This window comes from Agromyces sp. NPDC057679, from assembly GCF_042799635.1.
Classification (GTDB): Bacteria; Actinomycetota; Actinomycetes; order Actinomycetales; family Microbacteriaceae; genus Agromyces.
In genome coordinates this window covers 1,408,016-1,430,672 of the sequence record NZ_JBHVIK010000001.1, presented here as the reverse complement: position 1 = coordinate 1,430,672, position 22,657 = coordinate 1,408,016, and the positions used below count along the sequence as shown (strand labels likewise).

The following is a 22,657-nucleotide window of genomic DNA, read 5'->3' as shown; positions in this document are numbered from 1 at the left end:
GGCCCGCATCTTCACTCGCCCGATCAGCGGCGCGAGCGTCGAGTGGGAACGGCGCGGGTCAGTCGCCGAGGGCGGCGTGAACGATCTCTCGCGCGGCCGCCGGCTCGACGCCGAGCCTCCGTGCGAGGGCTGCGTAGTCGGCGGCGGCGACCTGCAGGGCTCGCTCGGCGGGTTCGCCGTGCTCGGCGACGAAGGTGCCGTTGCGGCCACGGCCCTCGATGACGCCGTCGGCCTCGAGCGCCTTGTACGCCTTCGCGACCGTGTTCACCGCAAGCCCGAGCTCTTCGGCGAGGCCTCGCACGGTCGGCAGGCGGGTGCCCGGCGCGACCCGACCCGAGCGCACCGCGTCGACGACCGCCCCGTGCAGCTGCTCGTACGGTGGCACGGCCGCGCTCGCGTCGATCGAGAGGCCGAGGCTCGTGGCATCCATGTCGGAGGTCGCGGGGTCAGTCGCGGTTGCGGTTGACGAGGCGCGAGAGCACGATCGCGCTGCGCGTGTGGTCGACGTTCGGGGCGATGCGCACCCGTTCGAGCGCGTCTTCGAGGGAGGCGATGTCACGGGCACGGATCTGCACGATCGCGTCGGCGCTGCCGGTGACGGTGCCCGCGTAGACGACCTCGGGCACGTCCTGGAGGATGCGCTTGAGCTCGTCGGGCGCCACGGTGCCCCGGCAGAACAGCTCGACGTAGGCTTCGGTCGACATGCCGTCGACGGTGGGGTCGACCTGGATCGTGAACGAGCGGATGACGCCGTCGGCGACGAGCCGATCGACGCGGCGCTTCACGGCCGAGGCGCTGAGTCCGACGGACGACCCGATGTCGCCGTACCCGGCCCGGGAATTCTGCCGGAGCAGGTCGAGGATGGCGCGATCGAGGTTGTCCATGGTGGGAGTGTACGCGGGTTCTTTGCGCCGTGACACCCGTTCGCGCGGGATTCGTGCGGGGCGCTGCGGAGTCAGTCGATCGAGGCGAGGGTGGCGCGCCGCGCGCGGAGGCCGTCGAGGAGCGCGGCGATGCCGAGCTCGAACGCGGCGGTCGCGCTCGTGGACTCCTCGTAGCGCGGGTCGAGGGCGGCGTGCACCCGCTCGAGCTCGGCGGGCACCGAGGCCTGGTCGAGCATGTCGCTAGGTGCGACGATGTCGAGCGCAGATCCGAGCACGTGCGCCTCGACCGTGCGCATGACGGCGACCGCGTCGTGCAGGGGCCAGCCCGCGTCGATGAGCGCGCCGATGACCTCGTCGTAGATCACGAACGTCGACACGTCGCGGATGGGCGTCGTCGCGAGCACGCGGATGAGGTTCGGGTGGGCCGCGAAGACCGTGAGGTACGAGCGCGCCCAGGCCTCGAGCGCCACGTCCCAGGAGTGCTCGGCGAAGGGCGAGGTGTCGATGTCCTCGACGATGCGGGCGCGCACGAGTTCGATGAGCTCGTCGCGGCTGCCGACGTGGTTGTAGAGCGAGGAGACCTGCCGGTTCACGCGCTTCGCGAGGCTGCGCATGGTGAGCGCGTCGCTGCCCTGCTCGTCGACGAGCTCGAGCGCCGCGTGCACGAGCTGCTCGCGATTCACCGTCGACATCGCCGCACCTCGACTCTTCCGTCCGCCCTGCGGAGAGTGTAACCTCTCAGCACTGATACGAACAGTGTTCGTACGAACATCGTTCGTACGGCGCTCCCGGCTCACGAAGGCAACGGTGCATGACGACGATCCACTTCTCCGGCGGAACCATCTGGCGCGGCGCGGGGGCGCCCGAGGCGCGCACGCTCTTCGTGCGCGACGGGGTGGTCATCGCGTTCGACGATGAGGCGGATGCCGCGGCCGACGCCGCACTCGAGACCACCGAGGTCGGGGCGGTCGACCTCGGCGGCGGGTTCCTCATGCCCTCGTTCGGCGACGGGCACGCCCACCCGCTCTTCGGCGGGCTCGAGGCCGAGGGACCGGCCGTGCGCGACTGCCGCACCGTCGACGAGATCGTTGCGGCCGTCGCCGAGTACGCCGCGGCGAACCCCGACGCCGAGTGGATCGTGGGCGCCTCGTACGACCCGAGCCTCGTCGAGGAGGGGCTCTTCGACGCGCACTGGCTCGACGCCGCGGTCGCCGACCGTCCGGTGGTGCTGCGCGCCTACGACTACCACACGGTGTGGGTGAACTCGCGGGCGCTCGAGCTCGCCGGCATCGACGCCGAGACCCCCGACCCGGTGCTCGGCGAGATCATGCGCCGCGCCGACGGCACCCCGCTCGGCACCCTGCGCGAGTGGGGCGCGGTCGAGCTCGTGCTCGACGCAGCCGGCGTCCGGCCCGCCGACGAGCGCATGCGCGCACTGCGACGCGCGGGGGAGTACTACCTCGAGCGGGGCGTCACCTGGGTGCAGGACGCCTGGGTCGAGCCCGGTGACGTCGACAGCTACCTCGAGGCGGCCGAACGCGGCATCCTGCCCGTGCGCTTCAACCTCGCGCTGTACGCCGACCCCCGGCGCTTCGCCGCGCAGCTCCCGCTCATGCGCGAGTCGCGCCGCCGCGTGGCCGAGCTCGGCTCGCCGATGCTCACCGCGAACACCGTGAAGTTCTTCGCCGACGGAGTCATCGAGTCCGAGACCGGCGCCCTGCTCGAGCCCTACTGCACGGGGCTCCACGACCACGGCGACCGCAAGCTCGGCATGACCGTGTGGCAGGGCGACGACCTCGCCGACGCCGTGCGCGCCGTCGACGCGGCCGGGTTCCAGGTGCACATCCACGCGATCGGCGACGCGGCCGTGCGCGAGGCCCTCGACGCGATCGAGCGGGCGATCGACGCGAACGGCCCCCGCGACCGGCGGCCCGTCGTCGCCCACGCCCAGCTCGTCGACGACGCCGACCTCGCCCGCTTCGCCGAGCTCGGGGTCATCGCGTGCATGCAGCCGCTCTGGGCGCAGCTCGACGGACTCATGACCGTGCTCACCGTGCCGCGCCTCGGGCAGGAGCGCGCCGACCGGCAGTACCGCATGCGCACGATCGACGACTCGGGCGCCGTGCTCTCGTTCGGCTCCGACTGGCCCGTCAGCTCGGGCGCCCCGCTCGACGGCCTCGCGATCGCCGTGTCGCGGCAGACCGCCGAGGGCGTGCCCGCGGGCGGCTGGACCCCCGCCGAGATCCTGCCCGTCGATCGCGCCCTCGACGCGTACTCGACGGCCGTCGCCCACCAGGCGTTCGCCGACGAGGCATCCACCCCCTGGGGCCGCATCGAACCCGGTGTGAGCGCCGACCTCGTCCACCTCGCGCGCGACCCGCGCGACGTCCCGGCCGGCGAGCTCGCCGGCGTCCCCGTCCTCGCCACCTACCTCGCAGGAAGCCCCCGATACCGCGCCGCAACGTAGCCGCGCACCCACGAAAGGATCCCCCGTCCATGTCCCACTCGTCCGGCCCCGAGCCGCTGATCTCGCCGACCTCGGCGACCGCGCAGGTCACCGAGGGCCGCTTCAAGCGCGTCCTCGGCGTGCCCTCCCTCACGCTCTTCGGGCTCGCCTACATGGTGCCGCTCACGGTCTTCACGACCTACGGCATCGTCACGCAGATCACCGGCGGCCGCGTGGCGGCGTCGTACATCATCACCCTCGTCGTCATGGTGTTCACCGCGCGCTCGTACGCGCGGATGGCGGTGGCGTACCCGTTCGCGGGCTCGGCCTACGTGTATGCGCAGCGGAGCTTCGGCGGGGCCGTCGGATTCATGGCCGGGTGGGCGCTGCTGCTCGACTACCTGTTCCTGCCGATGATCAACTACCTGGTGCTCGGGCTCTACCTGAACACCTCGTTCCCGGCGGTGCCGCCGTGGGTCTGGATCGTGCTGGCGATCGCGATCGTCACCGTGCTGAACCTCATCGGCATCGTCTCGGTCGCGCGCGCGAACTTCGTGATCATCGCCGTGCAGGTGATCTTCATCGTCGTGTTCGTGTCGCTCGTGATCGCCTCGGCCTCCGGCAGCGACGTCGACCTGCTGGCCCCGTTCACGGGCGACGGCACCGTCGAGGGCTTCTCGACGCTGTTCGCCGGTGCCGCGATCCTCTGCCTGTCGTTCCTCGGATTCGACGCCGTGTCGACCCTCTCGGAGGAGGCCAAGGACTCGACCCGCACGGTACCCAGGGCGATCATGATCACGACGATCGGCGCGGGCCTGCTCTTCATCCTGCTCGCGTACTCCGCGCAGATCGGCTTCCCGTCGAACGAGTTCGGCTCTGCCGACACCGCGGCGTTCGACGTCGTGGCCGCGGTCGGCGGACAGTGGCTCACGCCGCTCTTCATCGCCGGATTCGTGGCGGGCGCCTTCGGCTCCGCGCTCACCTCGCAGGCGTCGGTCGCGCGCATCCTGTTCGCGATGGGCCGCGACGGCGTGCTGCCGCGATCGGTCTTCGGGCACCTGAACAAGCGATTCGGCACCCCGCACGTGGCGATCCTCGTGGTGTCGGTCGTGTCGCTCGCCGCGATCTGGATCGACCTCAACGTCCTCGCGAGCATGATCAGCTTCGGTGCGCTCATCGCGTTCTCCGTGGTGAACCTGTCGGTGATCAAGCACTACTACATCGATCGCAAGGAGCGCGCGGGGTGGAGCCTCGTGCGCAACCTGATCCTGCCGCTCATCGGCTTCGCGCTCACCGTGTGGCTCTGGACGAGCCTGTCGGGACTCACGTTCCTGATCGGCGGCATCTGGCTCGCGGTCGGCGTGATCATCCTCGCGATCGCGACGAAGGGCTTCCGCCGGCCGACGCCGATGCTCGACCTCAAGGAGTGAGGCCGGCGACGGAGGCCGAGGATCGCGCAGCCGCACGTCAGCGGGGCGCCCCGCGCCTGGACGCGGCTTCGGCCTCCGCCGTGATGCGATTCGCCATTCCCGTGAAGATCATGTCGTGGAAGGGCACGATGAGCCACCAGTAGAGGCGACCCGACAGTCCCTTCGGGAAGAACACCGCGCGCTGCCGGTACATCGAGCCGTGCCCCACGGTCTCGGCGCCGAGTTCGAGCCAGGCGCGACCCGGCAACCGCATCTCTGCGCGGAGGCGCAGGAAGCTCCCCCGGTCGATGGTTTCGACCCGCCAGAAGTCGACGGCATCGCCGACGTGGAGGACGCGCGCATCCCGCCGTCCGCGCTGAAGACCGACGCCGCCGGTCAGCTTGTCGACCCAGCCGCGAATCGCCCACAGCACGGGGAACGAGTACCACCCGTTCTCACCGCCGACACCTTCGATCACGCGCCAGAGTTCGCCGACGGGCGCCGTGCATCGCTGCTCCCGCTCGTCGACGTACACGGTGTGCCCCGACCAGTCGGGGTCGCTCGGCAGCGGGTCGCTCGGGGCGCCGGCCACCTCGGTGTTGCGCCAGCTCGTCTCGACCTCGCCCTGGCGTTCTCGTTCGAGCGCGAGCCGCACCGCAGTGCGATACGGAAGCAGTCCCTCGACCGGCGGCGGAATGACGCGATCGATGTCGTGATCCTGCATGACGCAGTCGAACTGCAGCGATTCGATGATCGGAACGGCGAGCCAGCGCGGGATCGGCGTGACGAGGTTCACCCACTGCCCGGCGAGCCACGGGGTGAGCACCGGCAGCGCGGCGATCGGACGCTGCGGCAACCCCGCCTCGACCGCGTATCCGTTCATCAGCTGGCCGTAGCGGAAGATGTCGGGGCCGCCGATATCGAAGGCCCGGTTGATCTCGGGGGGCGTGTCGAGCGCACGGATCAGGTAATGCAGGACATCGCGCACGGCGATCGGCTGGATGAAGTTGCGCACCCAGCGGGGCGCCGGCATGTACGGGAGCACGTCGGTGAGATGACGGATCATCTCGAACGAGGTCGAGCCCGAGCCGATCACGACGCCGGCCTGGAGCACGATCGTCGGCACCCCGGAATGCAGCAGGATCTCACCGACCTCCACGCGGGAGCGAAGGTGCCGCGAGAGCCGGTCGGCGGCGGGGTGCAGGCCGCTCAGGTAGACGATCCGGCTGACGCCGTGCTCGCGTGCCGACGCCGCCACGTTGCGGGCGATGGCGAGCTCGATCTCGGTGAAGTCCGCCTCCTTGCCTCCCATCGAGTGCACGAGGTAGAAGACCGCATCGATGTCGTGCATCGCCCGGTCGACCGCTGCTCGGTCGCCGAGATCGCCCGGCATGATCTCCACCGATGCCGCCCAGGGAACGTCGCGAAGCCGTTCCGGCCGACGAACGATGACCCTGACCTCGTGGCCGGCCTCGACGAGTCGGGGCACGAGCCGCCCGCCGACGTACCCCGACGCACCCGTCACCAGCACGCGCATGAGCAACCCCGCTTCGCCGCGGCGTTCAGCCGTCCGCCCCGAGTGCCCCGACCGATCACCGTTGCGCCGAGCCTATCGGCCTCGGCTCACTCCGTCTCGTGCGGCGACGGCTCGCCGCATCCGGGCCGCTGTCTAGGCTGTCGGCATGCCCTACGACGACCGCGTGCGCCTCGGCGTGCAGCTGCAGCCCGAACACGCGCAGTACCCGGCCATCCGCGACGCGGTGCTGCGCCTCGAGGACCTCGGTGCCGACCTCGTCTTCAACTGGGACCACTTCTTCCCGCTGCACGGCGACCGCGACGGCCTGCACTTCGAGGCGTGGACGATGCTCGGCGCCTGGGCCGAGCAGACCGAGCGCATCGAGTTCGGCACGCTCGTCAACTGCAACTCGTACCGCAACGCCGACCTGCAGGCCGACATGGCCCGCACCCTCGACCACATCTCGGCGAAGGGCACCGGCGTCGGCCGCTTCGTCTTCGGCACCGGCGCGGGCTGGTTCGAGCGCGACTACGACGAGTACGGCTACGAGTTCGGCACCCGTGGCTCACGGCTGAACGCCCTCGGCGCGGCACTGCCGCGCATCGAGGCGCGCTGGGCGAAGCTGAACCCCGCACCGACCCGGCGCATCCCCGTGATGATCGGCGGCAAGGGCGAGCAGAAGACGCTGCGGCTCGTCGCGAAGCACGCCGACATCTGGCACTCGTTCGTCGCGCCCGACGAGATCGCGCACAAGCTCGACGTCCTGCGCCGCTGGTGCGACGAGGTCGGTCGGGATGTCTCGGAGATCACCGTCTCGAACGAGCTCGACCGGCACGGGCGCGACGTCGAGCACGCCGACGCCCTCTACGACGCCGGGGTGCGGCTCTTCACGATCGGGGTCGACGGACCCGACTACGACCTCGTGCCGGTGAAGCGCTGGCTCGCCTGGCGCGACGCGCGCAACGGCTGACGCCCACGAGCGGGCGGCTCGTCACTCGGCGGCGGGCTCCTCGGCGGCGTTGAGCCCGGCCGTGCCGTCGGCGTGCAGGCTCGCGGTGATCGGCGGCCCCTGGTCGACGAAGCCGAAGCTGACCGTCATCCCGGCGGGCGGCACGATGCCGCCGTCGGTGCAGGCGCTGCCCGAGCCGGCGAGATCGGCGGCGACGACGACGATGCACAGCTCTTCTCCGCCGCCTTGCGTGGCGGCGAAGAGGTCGACGCCGTCGGATCGGGTCAGGAGCAACCGCGTACTCGCCCGATCGAGGTCCGTCCCCAGCAGCACGTCGTCGGCCACCGCATCGGCGGGGCGCTGCTCCCGCTCGAACACCTCGTAGATCGGCGTGAGCTCGATGGGCGTGCCCGGTCCGGTGATGACCGAGGGATCGGAGCCTGCACCCGCCTCCGTGCCGGCATCGATCGCGTCGGTCGTTCCGATCGACCCGGGCCCTGCCTGAGCGGACGTGAGGCCCGAGACGCCGACGCCGACGGCGATGCCGACCACGAGGGCCGCGACGCCGGCGCCGACCGCCCAGCGCATCGCCGTCGACGAGGCGCCTCGGTCGCGCGCCGGGGCGTCGAGGTCTCGGGCCGGCGCCGGCGAGCCGGTGTCGTCGGACACGACCCCGACCCCGGACTCCGCGGCGGCGGTGGCGGCGCTCGCCGCGGCATCCGACATCGCCTGCAGCTCCGCCTCGGCCGCCGCGCGCTCCTCGGGCGGAGTGTCGGCGCCGTAGGCCAGCCGCTGCAGGCGGCGCAGCCGTTCGTCGTGGTCGGATGCCTCCACTGGCCCTCCCCGGTCGCGCCGGCGGCGGCCGGGTCAGCTCAGGATGCCGCAAGCACGACGCCGGGGCAAGGGGTGGAGCTCAGCCGCCGGTGACGGTGATCGAGCCGTTCGAGGTCGACAGGTCGAGCAGGAACTCCCCGTCGACGACATCGTCGATGTCGACGTCGACCGAGCCGTTCGAGGTGTCGGTCTCGACCTGGTAGCTTCCCTCGGCCGACGGCACCGAGACGTCGATCGAGCCGTTCGAGGTGTGCGCCTCGACGTCCTGCGGCGTCGCCAGCCGCAGCTCGATCGCCCCGTTCGAGGTCGAGGCGCGCAGGCCGTCGCCGGCGAGCCCTCGACCCTCGATGCGTCCGTTGCTCGTCTTCGCGTCGATCCCGCCCGTGACGTCGTCGAGCTCGATGCGCCCGTTGCTCGTCTCGACCTCGACCTCGTTCACCCCGGTGAGGGCGATCGCCCCGTTCGAGGTCGCCCCGCTGACGTCGACGCCGACCGGGACCTCCACCGTGTAGTCGACCGAGCAGTCGCGACCGCATCCGCCGAGCACGAGCACGTCGCCCTGCACCTCGAACGTCGAGCCGATCTCGCGGTCGCCGCGATACGACACGGTGCGCGACACGGAGATCGAGGTGGCGCCCTCGACGCCCTCGACGGTCACGCTGCCCTCGGGGTGCTCGATCTCGATCGACTGCACCTGCTCGTCGAGGGTGGCATCGTCGCTGAACCGTTCGGGCGGCGCGAGCCAGGCGCATCCGCTCATCGCCACCGTGGCCGCCGCTGCGACCGTGACGATCGAGATCGTCCGGCCCGTGCGCGTCATGCGAGTCATGATCTTCCCCCTTGCCGATGGGTGCCTTCGCTCCCACGACCGATGGTAGCCAGCCCGGCCGGCGCGGCAACGGGGGCTCACCCCCGGATCGGGCCGGGGGATGGCGGTCGGGAGTAGGGTGAAGCGCATGGGCAGCGTCACCGAACCTGCCCCGGGGGAGTCCGGGCCGCCTGAGCCCGCGAACGGCAGCACGCCGGTCGAGCGCGACACCCGGGGCGACCGAGGCTTCTTCGGACAGCCCCGCTCACTCGCGAACATCTTCGGCGTGGAGATGTGGGAGCGCTTCAGCTTCTACGGCATGCAGGGCATCCTGCTGATCTACCTCTACTACTCGGCTGCCGAGGGCGGCCTCGGCATGGACCAGACCGCCGCGGCCGGCATCGTCGGCGCGTACGGCGGCGGCGTGTACCTCTCGACGATCCTCGGGGCGTGGCTCGCCGACCGGCTCCTCGGCAGCGAGCGGGTGCTCTTCTACTCGGCCATCGTCATCATGGCCGGACACATCGCGCTCGCCCTGCTGCCCGGGTTCGTGGGCGTCGGCGTCGGGCTCGTGCTCGTCGCGTTCGGCTCGGGCGGCCTCAAGGCGAACGCGACGAGCGTCGTCGGCACGCTGTACTCCGAGCACGACCCCCGCCGCGACGCCGGCTTCTCGATCTTCTACCTCGGCATCAACCTCGGCGCGTTCCTCGGGCCGATCCTCACGGGCCTGCTCGCCTCGACGCTCGGGTTCCACTGGGGCTTCGGGCTCGCAGCCGTCGGCATGGCGATCGGACTCATCCAGTACTCGTTCGGGCGCAAGCGGCTGCCGGCCGTCGCGTCGGCCGTGCCGAACCCGCTGCCCCGCGATCGCATCGGGCTGGTGATCGCGATCGCGGTCGCGGCCGTCATCGCCGTCGTCGTGCTCGTCCTCACCGGCGCGATCACCGCGACGAACCTCGTCACGTGGGTGATCATGGGCACGATCGCCGCGGCGATCGCGTACTTCGCGGTGATCCTCGGGAGCCGCCGCATCGAGTCCGTCGAACGCCGTCGGGTGCTCGGATTCATCCCCCTGTTCATCGCGAGCGTCGCCTTCTGGTCGCTGTACCAGCAGCAGTTCACCGTGCTCACGATCTACTCCGACGAGCAGCTGAACCGCGACCTGTTCGGCTGGGAGATGCCGGTGTCGTGGGTGCAGTCGATCAACCCGATCTTCATCATCATCCTGTCGGGCGTCTTCGCCGCCATCTGGACGAAGCTCGGCGACCGCCAGCCCTCGACGCCGATCAAGTTCGCACTCGGCACCGCCATCATGGGCGTCGCCTTCCTCCTGTTCATCCCGTTCGCCGGCGGCGGGGCGAACTCGACGCCGCTGCTCGCGATCATCGGCATCCTCTTCGTGTTCACCGTGGCCGAGCTGCTGCTCTCGCCCGTCGGCCTCTCGGTGACGACGAAACTCGCGCCGAAGGTGTTCCACACGCAGATGGTGGCGCTCTTCTTCCTCTCGGTGGCGCTCGGCACGGCCATCTCTGGGCGGCTCGCCGAGTTCTACTCGAGCGAGAACGAGGTCGTCTACTTCGGCGTGCTCGGCGGTATCGCGATCGTGCTCGGCCTCGCGCTCGCCGTGGGCAGCCGAGGGGTGCTGAAGCTCATGTCGGGGGTGCGCTGACCGGGCGCGCACGACGCGACCGGCGTGAGCGGTTACGATTCGAGGGATGTCCCGACCGCTCGTGGTGATCCCCACGTACAACGAACGTGAGAACCTCGCCACCATCGTGGGCCGGGTGCGCACGGCGGTTCCGGATGCCTCGGTGCTCATCGTCGACGACGCCTCGCCCGACGGCACCGGGGTGCTCGCCGACGAGCTCGCGGCGGCCGACAGTGCGGTGCAGGTGCTGCACCGGGCCGGCAAGGAGGGGCTCGGCGCGGCCTATCTCGCGGCCTTCGACTGGGCGCTCGCCCGCGGGTACGACCCGATCGTGCAGATGGACGCCGACGGCTCGCACCTGCCCGAGCAGCTGCCCGCGATGCTCGCGGCGCTCGCCGGCGTCGACCCGGCGGGCGAACCCGTCGATCTCGTGATCGGGTCGCGCTGGGTGCCGGGGGGATCGATCGAGAATTGGCCGCGGCGACGTCAGCTGCTCTCGCGCGGCGGCAGCGCCTACGCCCGCTGGGTGCTGCGGCTGCCGACGCGTGACGCGACCGCCGGGTACCGGGCGTTCCGCGCCGACGGGCTGCGGCGGGTGCGCCTCGAGGACGTGCACACCCGCGGGTACGGGTTCCAGGTCGACATGCTGTGGCACGCCCGTGAGGCCGGCCTCACGATCGCCGAGGTGCCCGTCACCTTCGTCGAGCGCGAGCGCGGGCGCTCGAAGATGAGCATCGGCATCGTCGTCGAGGCGATGCTGCGCGTCACCGGATGGGGCATCGCGAGCCGTCTGCGGCGCAGGCCGCGCACGACTCAGCCGGCGAGCAGCGACGGTTCGGCGACCAGGCGCTCGCGCGCCTGACGCCGGGCGCCGGCGAATACGGCCCCGGGGCCGAGACGGGCGGGGGCCAACGTCGGGATCGCTTCGAGCGCACCGCCGCCGATCGTCGGCCGGTTCGCGCGGAACGCGGCGTCGATATCGCCGAGGAGCACGCCCCAGTAGCCGCCGACGATGACCGCGGACGGATCGAGGGTCGGCACGACGAGCTGCAGCGCCCGGCCGATCCAGTGCGCGGCGTCGAGCCACGACCAGCGCGCCCGGTCGTCGGCGGCCGCGACCCGCTCGACGAGCTCGGCGAGGGCCCCGGCGCGGCCGTGTGCGGCGGCGAACTCCGTGAGGCCGGCGCGCTCGAGCACGAGCTCGGGTGCCGCGACCGTGGCGAGGCAGCCCAGCTGTCCGCAGGCGCAGCGCGCTCCGCCGGGCACGACCGGGAGGTGCGCGAAGGTGGCGGCGAGCCCGTGGGCGCCGGTGAGCGGGCGGCCGCCCGAGATCGCCGCGGCGGTCACCGCGTCGTCGCCCGCGATGTACAGCAGTTCGTCGATGCCCGGCAGTTCGGCGTGCTCGGCGGACGCCGCCGCCGACGCCGCCGGCAGCAGGGTGATCGGGAGGGCCAGCCCGGGCTCGAGCTCGGCGAGCGCCGGGGCGAGGATCCGCAGCGCGCCAAGCACGTCGACGGGCTCGCTGCCGAGGCGGGCGTCGGTGACCACGACCGCGGGTCGCCCGACGACGGCGCCGTCGACGAGCACGGTGAGGTCGGCGACGCGATGGTTTCCGCGCTGCGCCCTGGCGGCGGCGCGGGTGAGCACGATCGCAAGGAGCTCGAGCGTGTCGGCGGCATCGCCGTCGACGGGGATCAGCGGTTCGAGGAATCGGGCGATCTCGTCGCCGCCGAGCGTGGCGACGGTGGCGATCGCGTCGTCGGGGGTGAGCATCGCGGTGACGAGCACCCGGTCGGCCGCGGTGAGCGCGAGCGGCGCCGCCCGGCCGTCACCCGATGCAGCCGTGCCGCCCGGGCGCAGCACGCCGGCGTCGAGCAGGCGCGAGGTGAGCCCCGCGATGGTGCCCCGCCCGAGCCCCGTCGCCGTGGCGAGCTCGGAGCGGGTGGCCGGCCCGTGGACGACGAGGTGGTCGAGCAAGCGGGCCGACTGGGCCCGGTGCACCTCGTCGAGCGGGCCGGTGGTGGTGGGTACGGGAGATTCGCCGGCCGCGGTCATGTCGCAAGCATGCTCGGCTCGCGTCGCGGGGTCACGTACCCCGTTCGGGGGTCATCTCGTACCCTGAGCCGCGGCTGGCGCAGGAGAATGGGCTGCATCCCCAGCTGTGAGCGGGGGATGCAGCCCATTCTCCTGCAGGAGCAGCACGCGTGTGCGGTCAGAGCAGCGGGCGCACGCTCGCGTAGCCGTCGTCCGCCACGGTCGTCGGGGTGTCGTACACGCGGGTCGCGCGCGAGGCATCCGACCAGCGCGGCCACGCCTCGCCGGGGTCGCCGGTCGCGACGAACGCGACCGCGCCGGCGTGCAGCTCGTCGGCGAGGGCCTGCGGCGGGTTCGGCCCCGCGAGCGGCACCATCGCGGGGCCGTCGAGGCAGTCGAAGAAGAACGGCACGTCGAGGCAGTGCTCGGCGAACCCGAAGGTGCCGCTCGGCCAGGCGAAGCGGTAGAGCCAGGTGCCCGCTGCATCGTCGAGGCGCGCCCGGGCCGCGACCACGCGGAGCATCGGCACCTTGAACATGCGGTCGGTGATGAGCCGGCCGAGCAGCCGGGCGTTGCCGTGCTTCGAGACGTCGCGGTTCGCGGCGAGGTACGGGCGCACCTGCGCCTTCGTCAGGCCCGACTTCTTCACGAGCATCGACTTCGGCACGAAGCGCAGGATCTTCGGCGCGTCCATGAGCGCCATCGCGAACTCGTCGTCGGTCGCGCCGAGCACGAGCGGCTTGCCGGCGCCGACGCCCGCCGCCAGCGAGTCGACCGTCGAGCGGTGCAGCAACTCGCCGTCGATCGTCGGGCCGAGGCCCAGGCCCTCATCGAGCACCTCGTTCAGCGCTGAGGGGTCGAGCGCGGTGGCCGCCTTCTGCGCGTCGAGCAGGCGCTCCTCGCTCACCGAGCTGAAGCCCGCGAGCGTCGGCTCGACGCCGAGCTGCGCGGCGATCCTGCGGGCGAGCGCCTCGGCCCGCTCGGGGGTGACGTCGGCCGTCGCCCCCGAGATCGCGTAGACGCCGTGGAAGAGGCGCTGCGCCGCCTCCATGCCGAGGAGCGTGAGCACGGCGCCGCCGCCGGCGGACTGGCCCGCGATGGTCACCCGTGCGGGGTCGCCGCCGAACGCGGCGATGTTCTGCTGCACCCATTCGAGGGCGAGCAGCCAGTCGCGGATGCCGCGGTTCGACGGGGCGCCGTCGATCCAGCCGAAGCCGTCGAAGCCGAGCCGGTACGAGATCGTCACCGTCACGACGCCGTCGCGGTTGAAGTTGCGGCCGTCGTACCAGGGGCTCGCGGGCGAGCCCGCGAAGTAGCCGCCGCCGTGGATCCAGACGAGCACGGGGAGGCCCTCGGCGCCGTCGGCGGGGCGCTCGGGCGACGGCGTGAACACGTTCACGTTGAGGGTCGAGTCGCCCTCGATGCTCGGCTCGGGGATGAGCGTCACGCCGGGGTCGCCGCGCTGCGCGGTCGGCGCGAACTCGAGGGCGTCGCGCACCCCCGCCCACGGGGCCTTCGGCACGGGCGCCGCGAAGCGGAGCTCGCCGACCGGCGCCTCGGCGAAGGGGAGGCCGAGGAATGCCGCCGACCGTTCGGCGCCGCGGCCTCCGCTCGCGTCGCCCGCGTGGCGGGTGGTCGGGCGCCACTGGCCGCGGACGCGGCCGGCGTGCGTGTCGACCTCGACGAACGGGGATGCCGCCGAGGCATCCGTCTCGGTGCTCGTGTCGGGCTGGGCGGGGGTGTGCGACATATGGAACTCCTAACGCACGCTCTTGATGGGGGCGACCGCGACGGCCGCGATCACGACGAAGACCATGGCGAACACGAACAGCATGGGGTAGCCGCCGAGGGCGCTGATGATGACGCCGGCGACGGCCGCGCTCATGGCCTGGGGGATGTTGGTGGCGATGTTCAGGATGCCGAGGTCCTTGCCGGCGTCCTTGCCGCCGCCGGGCAGCACCTCGGTCATGAGTGCGGTGTCGACCGACATGTAGAACCCGAATCCGAAGCCGATGATGATGTTCATGATGAGCATGCCCGTCATGTTCGGCATGATCAACGGGAACGCGAGGCTCGCGACCATGATCGCCGACGAGGCGTAGATGAACACCTTGCGGCGGCCGATCCTGTCGCTCCACCAGCCCGAGATCGCGACGGCGACGAGGGTGGGCACGAGTCCGGCGAGCGTCAGGGTGACCTGCGCTCCGGCGGCCTCGGTGAGCTCCATGCCGATGTAGTCGGTGAGGATGTAGAGCCCGTACGCCGAGACGACGAAATAGCCGAGCATGAACAGGAACCGTGCCGAGAACGCCCAGGCGAAGTCGGGGTGCTGCTTCGGGTTGATCCAGAAGCCGCCGAAGAACTGCTTCCAGCTCCACGGTGCGACCGTCGCCTCCTTCGACGACCAGTCGCGGTCGATGACGACGTAGGCGACCGTCACGACGATCACGATGACGCCGAAGACCGAGTAGCCGACGCCGAAGTTCGTGGCGAACTGGCCGGCGAGGATGATGCCCAGCGTCGCGCCGATCTGCATGCCGAGGCCGAACATCGCGCTCGCGACGCCGCGCCGGTCGCGGGGGAAGCGGTCGGGCGTGATCGCCGACAGCGGGCCCTGCAGGGCGTTGAGCGAGACCTGGATGAGCACCCAGAAGACCGTGAGCCAGAGGATCGAGTCGAGGAAGCCCATGCCGAAGAGCAGCACGCCGCCGATGAGGGCGCCGCCGACCATCCAGGGCGCCCGCCGGCCGAAGCGGGAGCGGGTGCGGTCGCTGATCGCGCCGACGATCGGCTGTGCGAAGAGCGTGAAGACGAACGAGGTCGTCATGATGATCGCGAGGTTGGCGACCTTGTTCGCCTCGTCGATGAGGGCGACCTGGATCGGCAGCAGGATGGCGATGAGGCCCGCGTAGGTGGCGAACAGCGCGAGGGCGACGCCCAGGATGCCGGGCAGGGTGCGCTTCGTCGGCGGGGGGCTCTGCGGCGGGTCGCCCGGGACGGGTTCGGTGGCCGAGATGGCGCCCGTCGGGGCGAGCTCCGTCGTGGGGTCGGGCAGGGGCGGCTGCAGGGACATGTGGGCTCCTCATCGTCGAGACGTCCGTGGGCTTCGGGGGGACTCGGGTTGAATCCCGAGTGGCATTCGGCTTCAGTGTGACGCGAGGAGCCTAAAAATTCAAGTCGTGAACTATGTGGATACGCGGGCGCGAAGGTGCGCCGGTGCGCCCCTCGGTTCGACCTCAGGCGGGGGAGAGGGCTGCGGGGTCCGCGAGGAGGCGCGCGACGGCGGTCTGCTCGGCGCCGAGGAGCGCGGCGTCGCGCCCGAGCCGGCTTCCGACGACCTGCGGGGCGGTGAGGAACGCGCCCTCGAGACCGGGCTGGATCTTCGCGAGCCGCTCGCCGAGGTCGTCGGCGAGCGCGGCGAGGTAGCCGCCGACGACGATGATCGCGGGGTCGACCGTCAGCGTCACGATCTGGAGCGTGCGGGCGAGCTCGGCGGCTCCCGCGTCCCAGGCGTCGACGGCCGCGGGCTCGCCCGCTCGGATGCGGCGCACGAACTCGTCGAGCGCGACGGTGAGGCCCTCGTCGCGGGCGAGCTCGGCGAGGCCGGCCCGCTCGAGCAGCACGTCGGGGCCGGCGACGGTGACGAGGCATCCGTGCTGGCCGCACTCGCAGCGCACCCCGCCCGGAACGACGGGCAGGTGCCCGAGCGCGCCGGCCAGGTGATGGCTGCCGTCGACGGGCGTCCCGTCGACGACGACCGCGCCGCCGATGCCCGAGTCGCTCTTGAGGTAGACGAGCTCGCTCGGTCGCCCCGCGGCGGCGTGCTCGGCGAGGGCCGCGACCTGGGTGTCGGCGAGGAGCCGCACGCGCCCCGCGGAGGCGAGCGCGGCGAACCGGGGCGAGCGGTCGGCGAGGAGGGCGACGAGGTCGACCGTGCCCCAGCCGAGGTCGGTGTCGGCGAGCACGACCGCGGGGTCGCCGCCGACCGGTGCCCACACCACGACGGAGGCGTCGGCGACCTCGCGATCGCCGAGCTCGCCGAGCGCGGCGTCGAACGCCTCGGCCGCGATGTCGAGCACTCGGGCGGGGTCGCCCATGGGTCGCCCGTGCCGTCGTTCGACTCGGGTCAGCCGCTCGCCGCCGAGCGTCGAGGCCACCGCGCTCGCGTGGTCGGCGTCGATGAGGAGCGTGAGGATCGCGAGGTGGTCGCCCGAGAGCTCGAGCATGGTGCGCGGCCGACCCTTGCCCTCCGCGGCGACGAGCGCCGTCTCGCGCACGAGCCCGTCGGCCTCGAGCTGGCGAACGAGCGCCGTCACCGAGCCGCGGGCGAGCCCCGTGGCATCCGCCAGATCGCTGCGCGAGGCGGTGCCGACCTCGGCGAGCCGCGTCGCGACGAGCGCGAGGTTGTGCCGGCGGATGTCGGCGCTCGCGAGCGAGGTCATGGCGCGGCGGGGCGGCTGAGGATGCGGATGAAGTCCTCGATGTGGGCGGCCATGTCGATCGACGGGTCCATCAGCCACTGGGTCTGCAGCCCGTCGGCGAGGGCCAGCAGCATGGTCGCCACCCGGTCGGGATCGAGGTCGGCGGGCAGGCCGCCCTCGCGCTGGCTCTCTCGGATGCCCTCGGCGGCCATCTCGCGGAACGCGCGGAAGCGCTCGTCGAAGAACGGGCGGGCGGCGTGCTCGGGCTCGGTCGCCTCGGTCGACAGCCGCGCGTAGAGCTGCACGAGCCCGGGGACGTCGACGTTGTGGCGGATGACCTGCACGAATCCGTCGAGCATGCTCAGCTCGTTGTCGGCGTCGGCCGCCGCGATCGTCTCGCGGTCGACCTCGTCGCGCTTGCGCAGGATCTCGGCGAACAGCTCCTCCTTCGAGGAGAAGTAGTGCAGGAGGCCCGCCTGGCTGAGTCCGACGGCGTCGGCGAGCTCGCGCACCGAGGCGCGGCCGTAGCCGTTGCGGGCGATCACCTCGAGCGCCGCGGTGAGGATCTCCTCCCGCTTGGCGATGCCCTTCGCGTACGAACCCCGTCGTGCCATACCTGAATGGTAGTCGCTTGCCAACTAAAACCGAGTGACGTATGGTTTTCGCACTCGGTCTCATCGGCGAGGCCGCATCGAGAAGGATCCCCCAGATGACAACGGCGTCCACCCCCGAACCCGTCACCGACCTCCGCCCAGACGATCTCGACGAGGCCGCGGCCTTCTTCGAGGACGCCGCGGGCAACGAGGACCCGCCCGCCCCGATCAAGGGCGTTCGCCGTCTCCTCGGCTGGATCATCCCCGCGAACCTCGGCATCTTCATGATCTGGGGCGCCGTGCCGGGCATCCTGCTGCCGGCGCAGATCACCGCCCAGTTCGGCGAGGCCGACAAGGTCACCAACCTCCTGATCGTGACGACCATCGGCTCGTTCTTCTCGATGCTCGCGCAGCCCGTCGCGGGCCAGATCTCCGACCGGACCCGCTCGCGCTTCGGCCGCCGCGCCCCGTGGATCTTCATCGGCTCGCTCGCGGGCGGTCTCGCGCTCGTCGGCCTCGCCTTCGCCGACTCGCTCGTCGGCGTCGTGATCGCCTGGACCCTGGTGCAGATCACCTACAACTTCGCGCAGGGACCGCTCAGCGCGGTCATGCCCGACCGGGTTCCGCTCAACCGCCGCGGCACGTTCGCCGCCCTGTCGGGCATCGGCCTCATGGTCGGCGCCCTCGGCGGTCAGATCGTCGGCTCGCTCTTCCTCGGCTCGATCGCCGCGGGGTACGTCACGTTCGCCGTGTTCTCGCTCGTCATCCTGACGCTCTTCGTCGTGTTCAACCCCGACTACTCCTCGACGGACGTCGTGCCCGAGCCGTTCAAGCTCGCCGACTTCCTGCGCACCTTCTGGGTGAACCCCGTCAAGCACCCCGACTTCTTCTGGGCCTTCACCGGTCGGCTGCTGCTCTACACCGGCTACTTCGCGGTGACCGGCTACCAGTTCTTCCTGCTCACCGACTACTTCGGCATCGAGAACCCGGGCGAGGTCATCCCGATGCTCGGCCTCATCAGCCTCACCGGCATCCTCATCGCGACGGTCGCCTCCGGACCGCTCTCCGACCGGTTCGGGCGCCGCAAGCCCTTCGTCTTCGCCTCCTCGATCGTCACGGGACTCGCGCTCGTCGTGCCGTGGGTCTGGCCCGACCTCACCGCGTGGATGATCATGACCTTCATCGCCGGTCTCGGCTTCGGCATGTTCCAGGCCGTCGACACGGCGCTGATGAGCGAGGTGCTGCCCTCGGCGAAGTCGTTCGCGAAGGACCTCGGCGTCGTGAACATCGCCGCGACCCTGCCGCAGACGCTGGCCCCCGCCGTCGCCGGCGGGATCGTGCTGACCTTCGGCTACGCCGGGCTCTTCCCGGTGGGCATCGTGCTCTCGGTGCTCGGCGCCTTCGCCGTCTGGCCGATCAAGGCGGTGAAGTGATGACGGATGCCACGAGCGCCACGGTCTCGTCGTCGTCCGAGCCGCGCGGAGCCGATGCCGGCGATGCCGGAGAGGTATCCGCCCGCCCGACGCGGCCGCGCGCGCTGCTCGTCGCCGGCCTGGTCGGGCTGGCCGCCTTCATCGCCTTCGGGTTCGCGGTCGCGCAGAACGTCGAGGCGCCCTTCACTCAGCCCCTCGACGACGCCTGGCGAGCGTTCGTCGGCCTCGCACCCGGCACGGGCGGCGAGACCTGGGCGCTGCCGATGCTCTTCCAGCACCTGGGCCAGATCCCAGGTGCCGTGCTCACCATGCTGCTCATCCCGGCGTGGCTGTTCGTCATCCGCCGCTGGCGCTCGGCGCTGTTCTTCCTCACGGCCGAGCTCGTCGGCAACTTCGGCGTCTCGCAGCTCACGAAGAACCTCGTCGACCGGCCGCGACCGGCCGACGACGTCGCCGCAGGGCTCTTCGGCCCGCTGTTCCAGGTCGACCACGGATCGTTCCCCTCCGGGCACGCGGTGAGCACCGGCATCCTCGTCGTGGCGGTCGCCGCGCTGCTGCCGCCGGCCAAGCGCCTCGTCTGGTGGATCGTCGGAGCACTGCTCGTGGTCGGCATGATCTGGCAGCGCACCCTCATCAACGCGCACTGGCTCTCGGATGCGCTGTTCGGCATCATCGGCGGGGCCTCCGCGACGCTCATCATCTGGTGGGCGTTCGCGACCCTGCTCCAGAAGGACTACGGAAAACCACTCTTCCGGCGCGCGATCGCGGCGCCGGCGAACGAAGGAGCAGCATGACCGACACCCTGCAGACCGACCCGACCGCCGGCTTCGCCGAGCGCGACGCGGCCGAGATCGTGGCCGAGCTCACCCTCGACGAGAAGGCGTCGCTCACGAGCGGCGCGAGCTTCTGGACGACGAAGGCCGTCGAGCGCGCGGGCGTTCCGTCGATCGTGCTGACGGACGGCCCCCACGGCGTGCGCCTGCAGCGCGGCAGCGCCGACCACCTCGGCATCGGCGACAGCGTGCCGGCCACGTGCTTCCCGCCCGCGGTCGCGCTCGGCTCGACCTTCGACCCCGAGCTGCTCGAGCGCGTCGGCCGCGCCCTCGGCGAGGAGGCGCGCGCCGAGGGCGTCGGGGTGCTGCTCGGCCCCGGCATCAACATCAAGCGCTCGCCGCTGTGCGGCCGCAACTTCGAGTACCTCTCGGAGGACCCCCTCGTCTCGGGCGTGCTCGGCGCGGCGCTCGTCAACGGCCTGCAGTCGCAGGGCGTCGGCGCCTCGCTCAAGCACTTCGCCGCGAACAACCAGGAGCACGACCGCATGCGCGCGTCGAGCGACGTCGACCCGCGGCCGCTGCGCGAGATCTACCTGCGCGGCTTCCAGCGCGTCGTCGAGGACGCGCAGCCGTGGACGGTCATGTGCTCGTACAACCGGCTCAACGGGGTGTACACGAGCGAGGACCCGTGGCTGCTCACGAGCGTGCTGCGCGACGAGTGGGGCTTCGAGGGCCTCGTCGTCAGCGACTGGGGCGCCGTGAACGACCGCGTCGAGGGTGTGCCCGCCGGGCTCGACCTCGAGATGCCCGCCTCCGACGGTCGCACCGACGCGCAGCTCGTCGCCGCCGTGCGCGACGGCCGACTCGACGAGGCCGCGCTCGATCTCGCGGTGCGCCGTGCCGTCGAGCTCGCGCAGAAGGCCGTCGCCGGCGCGTCGGCCGACGCGGGCTACGACGTCGACGCCCACCACGCCCTCGCCCGCGAGGCCGCCGCCCGCGGCGCCGTGCTGCTGCGCAACGAGGGCGGCCTGCTGCCGCTCGCCCCCGCGCAGAACGTCGCCGTGATCGGCGAGTTCGCGCGCACCCCGCGCTACCAGGGCGCAGGTTCGTCGCTCATCAACCCGACCCGCCTCGACACCGCGCTCGCGGCGATCGAGGAGCAGGCCGGCGCCGGCGTCGTGTTCGCACCGGGCTTCACGATCGACGAGAGCGGCGACGCCGCCGAGGCATCCGCCCTCGTCGAGGAGGCGGCGGCCGCCGCGGCCGCGGCCGACGTCGCCGTGCTCTTCCTCGGTCTGCCGGCCGCGGCCGAGTCGGAGGGCTTCGACCGCGAGCACCTGCGGCTGCCCGCGAGCCAGCTCGCGCTCGTCGAGGCCGTGCGCGCGGCGAACCCGAACACGGTCGTCGTGCTCGCCAACGGCGGCGTCGTCGAACTGCCGTTCGCGGGAGAGGTGCCCGCGATCGTCGAGGGCTGGCTCGGCGGCCAGGCCGGCGGCAGCGGCATCGCCGACGTGCTCTACGGCGTCGTGAACCCCTCGGGTCGGCTCGCCGAGACCATCCCGCTGCGCCTCGAGGACACCCCGGCGTTCCTCGACTTCCCCGGCGAGTTCGGGCACGTGCGCTACGGCGAGGGACTCTTCGTCGGCTACCGCTGGTACGACGCCCGCGACGCGGCCGTGCGGTACCCCTTCGGCCACGGCCTCTCGTACACGACGTTCGCGTACTCGGGGCTCTCGGTCGAACAGGATGCCGCGGGGCTCGCCGTGCGCGTGACCGTCGAGAACACCGGCTCGCGCGACGGGCGCGAGGTCGTGCAGGTCTACACCGGCCTCCCCGGGTCGTCGGTGCAGCGGGCGCGCCGCGCGCTCGCCGGGTTCGCCTCGGTCGAGCTCTCCGCCGGCGAGTCGCGCGAGGTCGAGGTGCGGGTGCGCCGCGAGGACCTCGCGTACTGGGACATCCGTGTCGACCGCTGGGTCGTCGAGGGCGGCGAGCTCGCGGTCGAGGTCGGGGCGTCCAGCCGCGACCTCCGCCTCGCGACGACCGTTGCGGTCGAGGGCGACGCCGTGCGCCTGCCGCTCTCGATGGAGTCGTCGATCGCCGACGTCATGGCCGACCCGATCGCCGGCCCCGCGGCCGCGGCGGCGCTCGCCTCGCTCGCCGGCGGCATGGCCGACACCGACGTGTTCACCGACGAGGGCATGCAGAAGATGATGGCGTCGTTCCCGATCGGGCGGCTCGTCGGCTTCCCCGGCATCCCCGTCTCGTACGAGCAGATCGAGCAGCTCATCGCCGCGGCGAATGCGGGGGCGGCCGAGGCCCGGTAGCGGGCGATCCCCGAGGGGCGCGTCTCGCCGGTGCGGGACTCCGTCACTGATCCGTCAGTGGTATCAGTGACGGAGTCCCGCAGACCGGGGTCGGGGGCCTCACCGACCCGATCGGGTCCGCGCGGCGTTCGAGTGCGCGGGCCAGTCCCGATGCGGGGCATCCCTCGCGCTCGTAGCGTTCAGCGCATGAACGTCGCCGTCGTCGCCGGCGCGATCTCGACCGGCCTCTTCGCCATGAGCTACCTGCCCATGCTGGTGAAGGCCGTGCGCACGAAGGACCTGTCCTCGTACAGCGTCGGCAACCTCGTGATCACGAACGCCGGCAACGCGCTGTACACGGTCTACGTGCTGAGCATGCCCTTCGGGCCGATCTGGTTCCTGCACACGTTCTACCTCCTCGCCTCGGCGCTCATGCTCGTCTGGTTCGTGCGCTATCGCTCGTCGTCGCGCGCGAAGGGGAAGGCCGGCGTGAGCCCCTCGTCGCCCGGGTCCCCGACGCATCAGCGGGACGCGGCGGTTCGTGCCGGGACCCGTCGATGAGCGCGCCTCGAGCCGGCGAACGAAGCCGCCCGGCTCCCGCAACCC

General features: G+C 71.8%; 20 protein-coding genes. 9 read left to right on the top strand and 11 right to left on the bottom strand.

Going from position 1 to position 22,657, the window contains the following annotated elements; genetic code table 11:
• Positions 1-58 precede the first annotated feature (58 nt).
• The 3 genes from ACFVAJ_RS06420 to ACFVAJ_RS06410 form a co-directional block, all read right to left on the bottom strand.
• The gene (locus ACFVAJ_RS06420) at positions 59-430 is read right to left on the bottom strand and encodes a GntR family transcriptional regulator (protein ID WP_376942234.1); all 372 of its coding nucleotides are present in this window, start codon (positions 428-430) and stop codon (positions 59-61) included.
• A gap of 16 nt (positions 431-446) precedes the next feature.
• The gene (locus ACFVAJ_RS06415) at positions 447-884 is read right to left on the bottom strand and encodes an Lrp/AsnC family transcriptional regulator (protein ID WP_022889580.1); all 438 of its coding nucleotides are present in this window, start codon (positions 882-884) and stop codon (positions 447-449) included.
• A gap of 71 nt (positions 885-955) precedes the next feature.
• The gene (locus tag ACFVAJ_RS06410) at positions 956-1,576 is read right to left on the bottom strand and encodes a TetR/AcrR family transcriptional regulator C-terminal domain-containing protein (protein ID WP_376942231.1); all 621 of its coding nucleotides are present in this window, start codon (positions 1,574-1,576) and stop codon (positions 956-958) included.
• A gap of 119 nt (positions 1,577-1,695) precedes the next feature.
• On the opposite strand from ACFVAJ_RS06410, the gene ACFVAJ_RS06405 reads away from it, so the two are divergent.
• Positions 1,696-3,351, top strand: coding sequence for an amidohydrolase (locus tag ACFVAJ_RS06405; protein ID WP_376942230.1), 1,656 nt, complete (start codon positions 1,696-1,698; stop codon positions 3,349-3,351).
• Between the two features lie 29 nt (positions 3,352-3,380).
• On the top strand, positions 3,381-4,760 hold the full coding sequence (locus ACFVAJ_RS06400; RefSeq protein WP_376942228.1) for an APC family permease: 1,380 nt from the start codon (positions 3,381-3,383) through the stop codon (positions 4,758-4,760).
• A gap of 37 nt (positions 4,761-4,797) precedes the next feature.
• Here the strand turns inward: ACFVAJ_RS06400 and ACFVAJ_RS06395 are convergent, their stop codons facing one another.
• A complete protein-coding gene (locus ACFVAJ_RS06395; RefSeq protein ID WP_376942226.1) occupies positions 4,798-6,276 on the bottom strand; it encodes an SDR family oxidoreductase in 1,479 nt (492 codons plus the stop codon).
• Between the two features lie 145 nt (positions 6,277-6,421).
• On the opposite strand from ACFVAJ_RS06395, the gene ACFVAJ_RS06390 reads away from it, so the two are divergent.
• Positions 6,422-7,225: an LLM class F420-dependent oxidoreductase gene (locus ACFVAJ_RS06390; RefSeq protein WP_376942224.1), complete on the top strand. Its 804-nt coding sequence runs from the start codon at positions 6,422-6,424 to the stop codon at positions 7,223-7,225.
• A gap of 21 nt (positions 7,226-7,246) precedes the next feature.
• Here ACFVAJ_RS06390 and ACFVAJ_RS06385 read toward each other — a convergent pair whose 3' ends face one another.
• Both ACFVAJ_RS06385 and ACFVAJ_RS06380 read right to left on the bottom strand, forming a co-directional pair.
• Entirely contained in the window at positions 7,247-8,038 is a 792-nt protein-coding gene (locus ACFVAJ_RS06385) for a hypothetical protein (protein ID WP_376942222.1), read from the bottom strand.
• Positions 8,039-8,117: 79 nt separating this feature from the next.
• On the bottom strand, positions 8,118-8,867 hold the full coding sequence (locus ACFVAJ_RS06380; RefSeq protein ID WP_376942220.1) for a DUF4097 domain-containing protein: 750 nt from the start codon (positions 8,865-8,867) through the stop codon (positions 8,118-8,120).
• A 127-nt stretch (positions 8,868-8,994) separates the two neighbouring features.
• On the opposite strand from ACFVAJ_RS06380, the gene ACFVAJ_RS06375 reads away from it, so the two are divergent.
• Positions 8,995-10,515, top strand: a complete 1,521-nt coding sequence (locus tag ACFVAJ_RS06375; RefSeq protein ID WP_376942218.1) for a peptide MFS transporter — start codon at positions 8,995-8,997, stop codon at positions 10,513-10,515.
• Between the two features lie 46 nt (positions 10,516-10,561).
• Entirely contained in the window at positions 10,562-11,356 is a 795-nt protein-coding gene (locus ACFVAJ_RS06370; RefSeq protein WP_376942216.1) for a polyprenol monophosphomannose synthase, read from the top strand.
• Here the strand turns inward: ACFVAJ_RS06370 and ACFVAJ_RS06365 are convergent.
• The 5 genes from ACFVAJ_RS06365 to ACFVAJ_RS06345 form a co-directional block, all read right to left on the bottom strand.
• A complete protein-coding gene (locus tag ACFVAJ_RS06365) occupies positions 11,308-12,549 on the bottom strand; it encodes an ROK family protein (protein WP_376942214.1) in 1,242 nt (413 codons plus the stop codon). The genes ACFVAJ_RS06370 and ACFVAJ_RS06365 overlap by 49 nt on opposite strands.
• 157 nt (positions 12,550-12,706) lie before the next feature.
• Positions 12,707-14,278 (bottom strand): carboxylesterase/lipase family protein, encoded by a 1,572-nt coding sequence (locus ACFVAJ_RS06360; RefSeq protein ID WP_376942212.1) that lies wholly within the window; start codon positions 14,276-14,278, stop codon positions 12,707-12,709.
• A 9-nt stretch (positions 14,279-14,287) separates the two neighbouring features.
• Entirely contained in the window at positions 14,288-15,601 is a 1,314-nt protein-coding gene (locus ACFVAJ_RS06355) for an MFS transporter (protein ID WP_376942210.1), read from the bottom strand.
• Between the two features lie 163 nt (positions 15,602-15,764).
• Positions 15,765-16,970 (bottom strand): ROK family protein, encoded by a 1,206-nt coding sequence (locus ACFVAJ_RS06350; protein WP_376942208.1) that lies wholly within the window; start codon positions 16,968-16,970, stop codon positions 15,765-15,767.
• Positions 16,967-17,563, bottom strand: a complete 597-nt coding sequence (locus ACFVAJ_RS06345) for a TetR/AcrR family transcriptional regulator (RefSeq protein ID WP_376942206.1) — start codon at positions 17,561-17,563, stop codon at positions 16,967-16,969. The genes ACFVAJ_RS06350 and ACFVAJ_RS06345 overlap by 4 nt, the downstream gene beginning before the upstream one ends.
• Before the next feature lie 95 nt (positions 17,564-17,658).
• Between ACFVAJ_RS06345 and ACFVAJ_RS06340 the strand changes: the two genes are divergently transcribed.
• The 4 genes from ACFVAJ_RS06340 (at position 17,659) to ACFVAJ_RS06325 (ending at position 22,612) form a co-directional block, all read left to right on the top strand.
• Entirely contained in the window at positions 17,659-18,975 is a 1,317-nt protein-coding gene (locus ACFVAJ_RS06340) for an MFS transporter (RefSeq protein WP_376942204.1), read from the top strand.
• Positions 18,975-19,769 carry a phosphatase PAP2 family protein gene (locus tag ACFVAJ_RS06335; RefSeq protein WP_376942202.1) on the top strand — a complete coding sequence of 265 codons (795 nt, stop codon included), beginning with the start codon at positions 18,975-18,977 and terminating at the stop codon, positions 19,767-19,769. The genes ACFVAJ_RS06340 and ACFVAJ_RS06335 overlap by 1 nt, the downstream gene beginning before the upstream one ends.
• Positions 19,766-22,072: a glycoside hydrolase family 3 C-terminal domain-containing protein gene (locus ACFVAJ_RS06330; RefSeq protein ID WP_376942200.1), complete on the top strand. Its 2,307-nt coding sequence runs from the start codon at positions 19,766-19,768 to the stop codon at positions 22,070-22,072. Before ACFVAJ_RS06335 ends, ACFVAJ_RS06330 begins: the two co-directional genes overlap by 4 nt.
• A 186-nt stretch (positions 22,073-22,258) precedes the next feature.
• The gene (locus tag ACFVAJ_RS06325) at positions 22,259-22,612 is read left to right on the top strand and encodes a hypothetical protein (RefSeq protein ID WP_376942198.1); all 354 of its coding nucleotides are present in this window, start codon (positions 22,259-22,261) and stop codon (positions 22,610-22,612) included.
• Positions 22,613-22,657 lie beyond the last annotated feature (45 nt).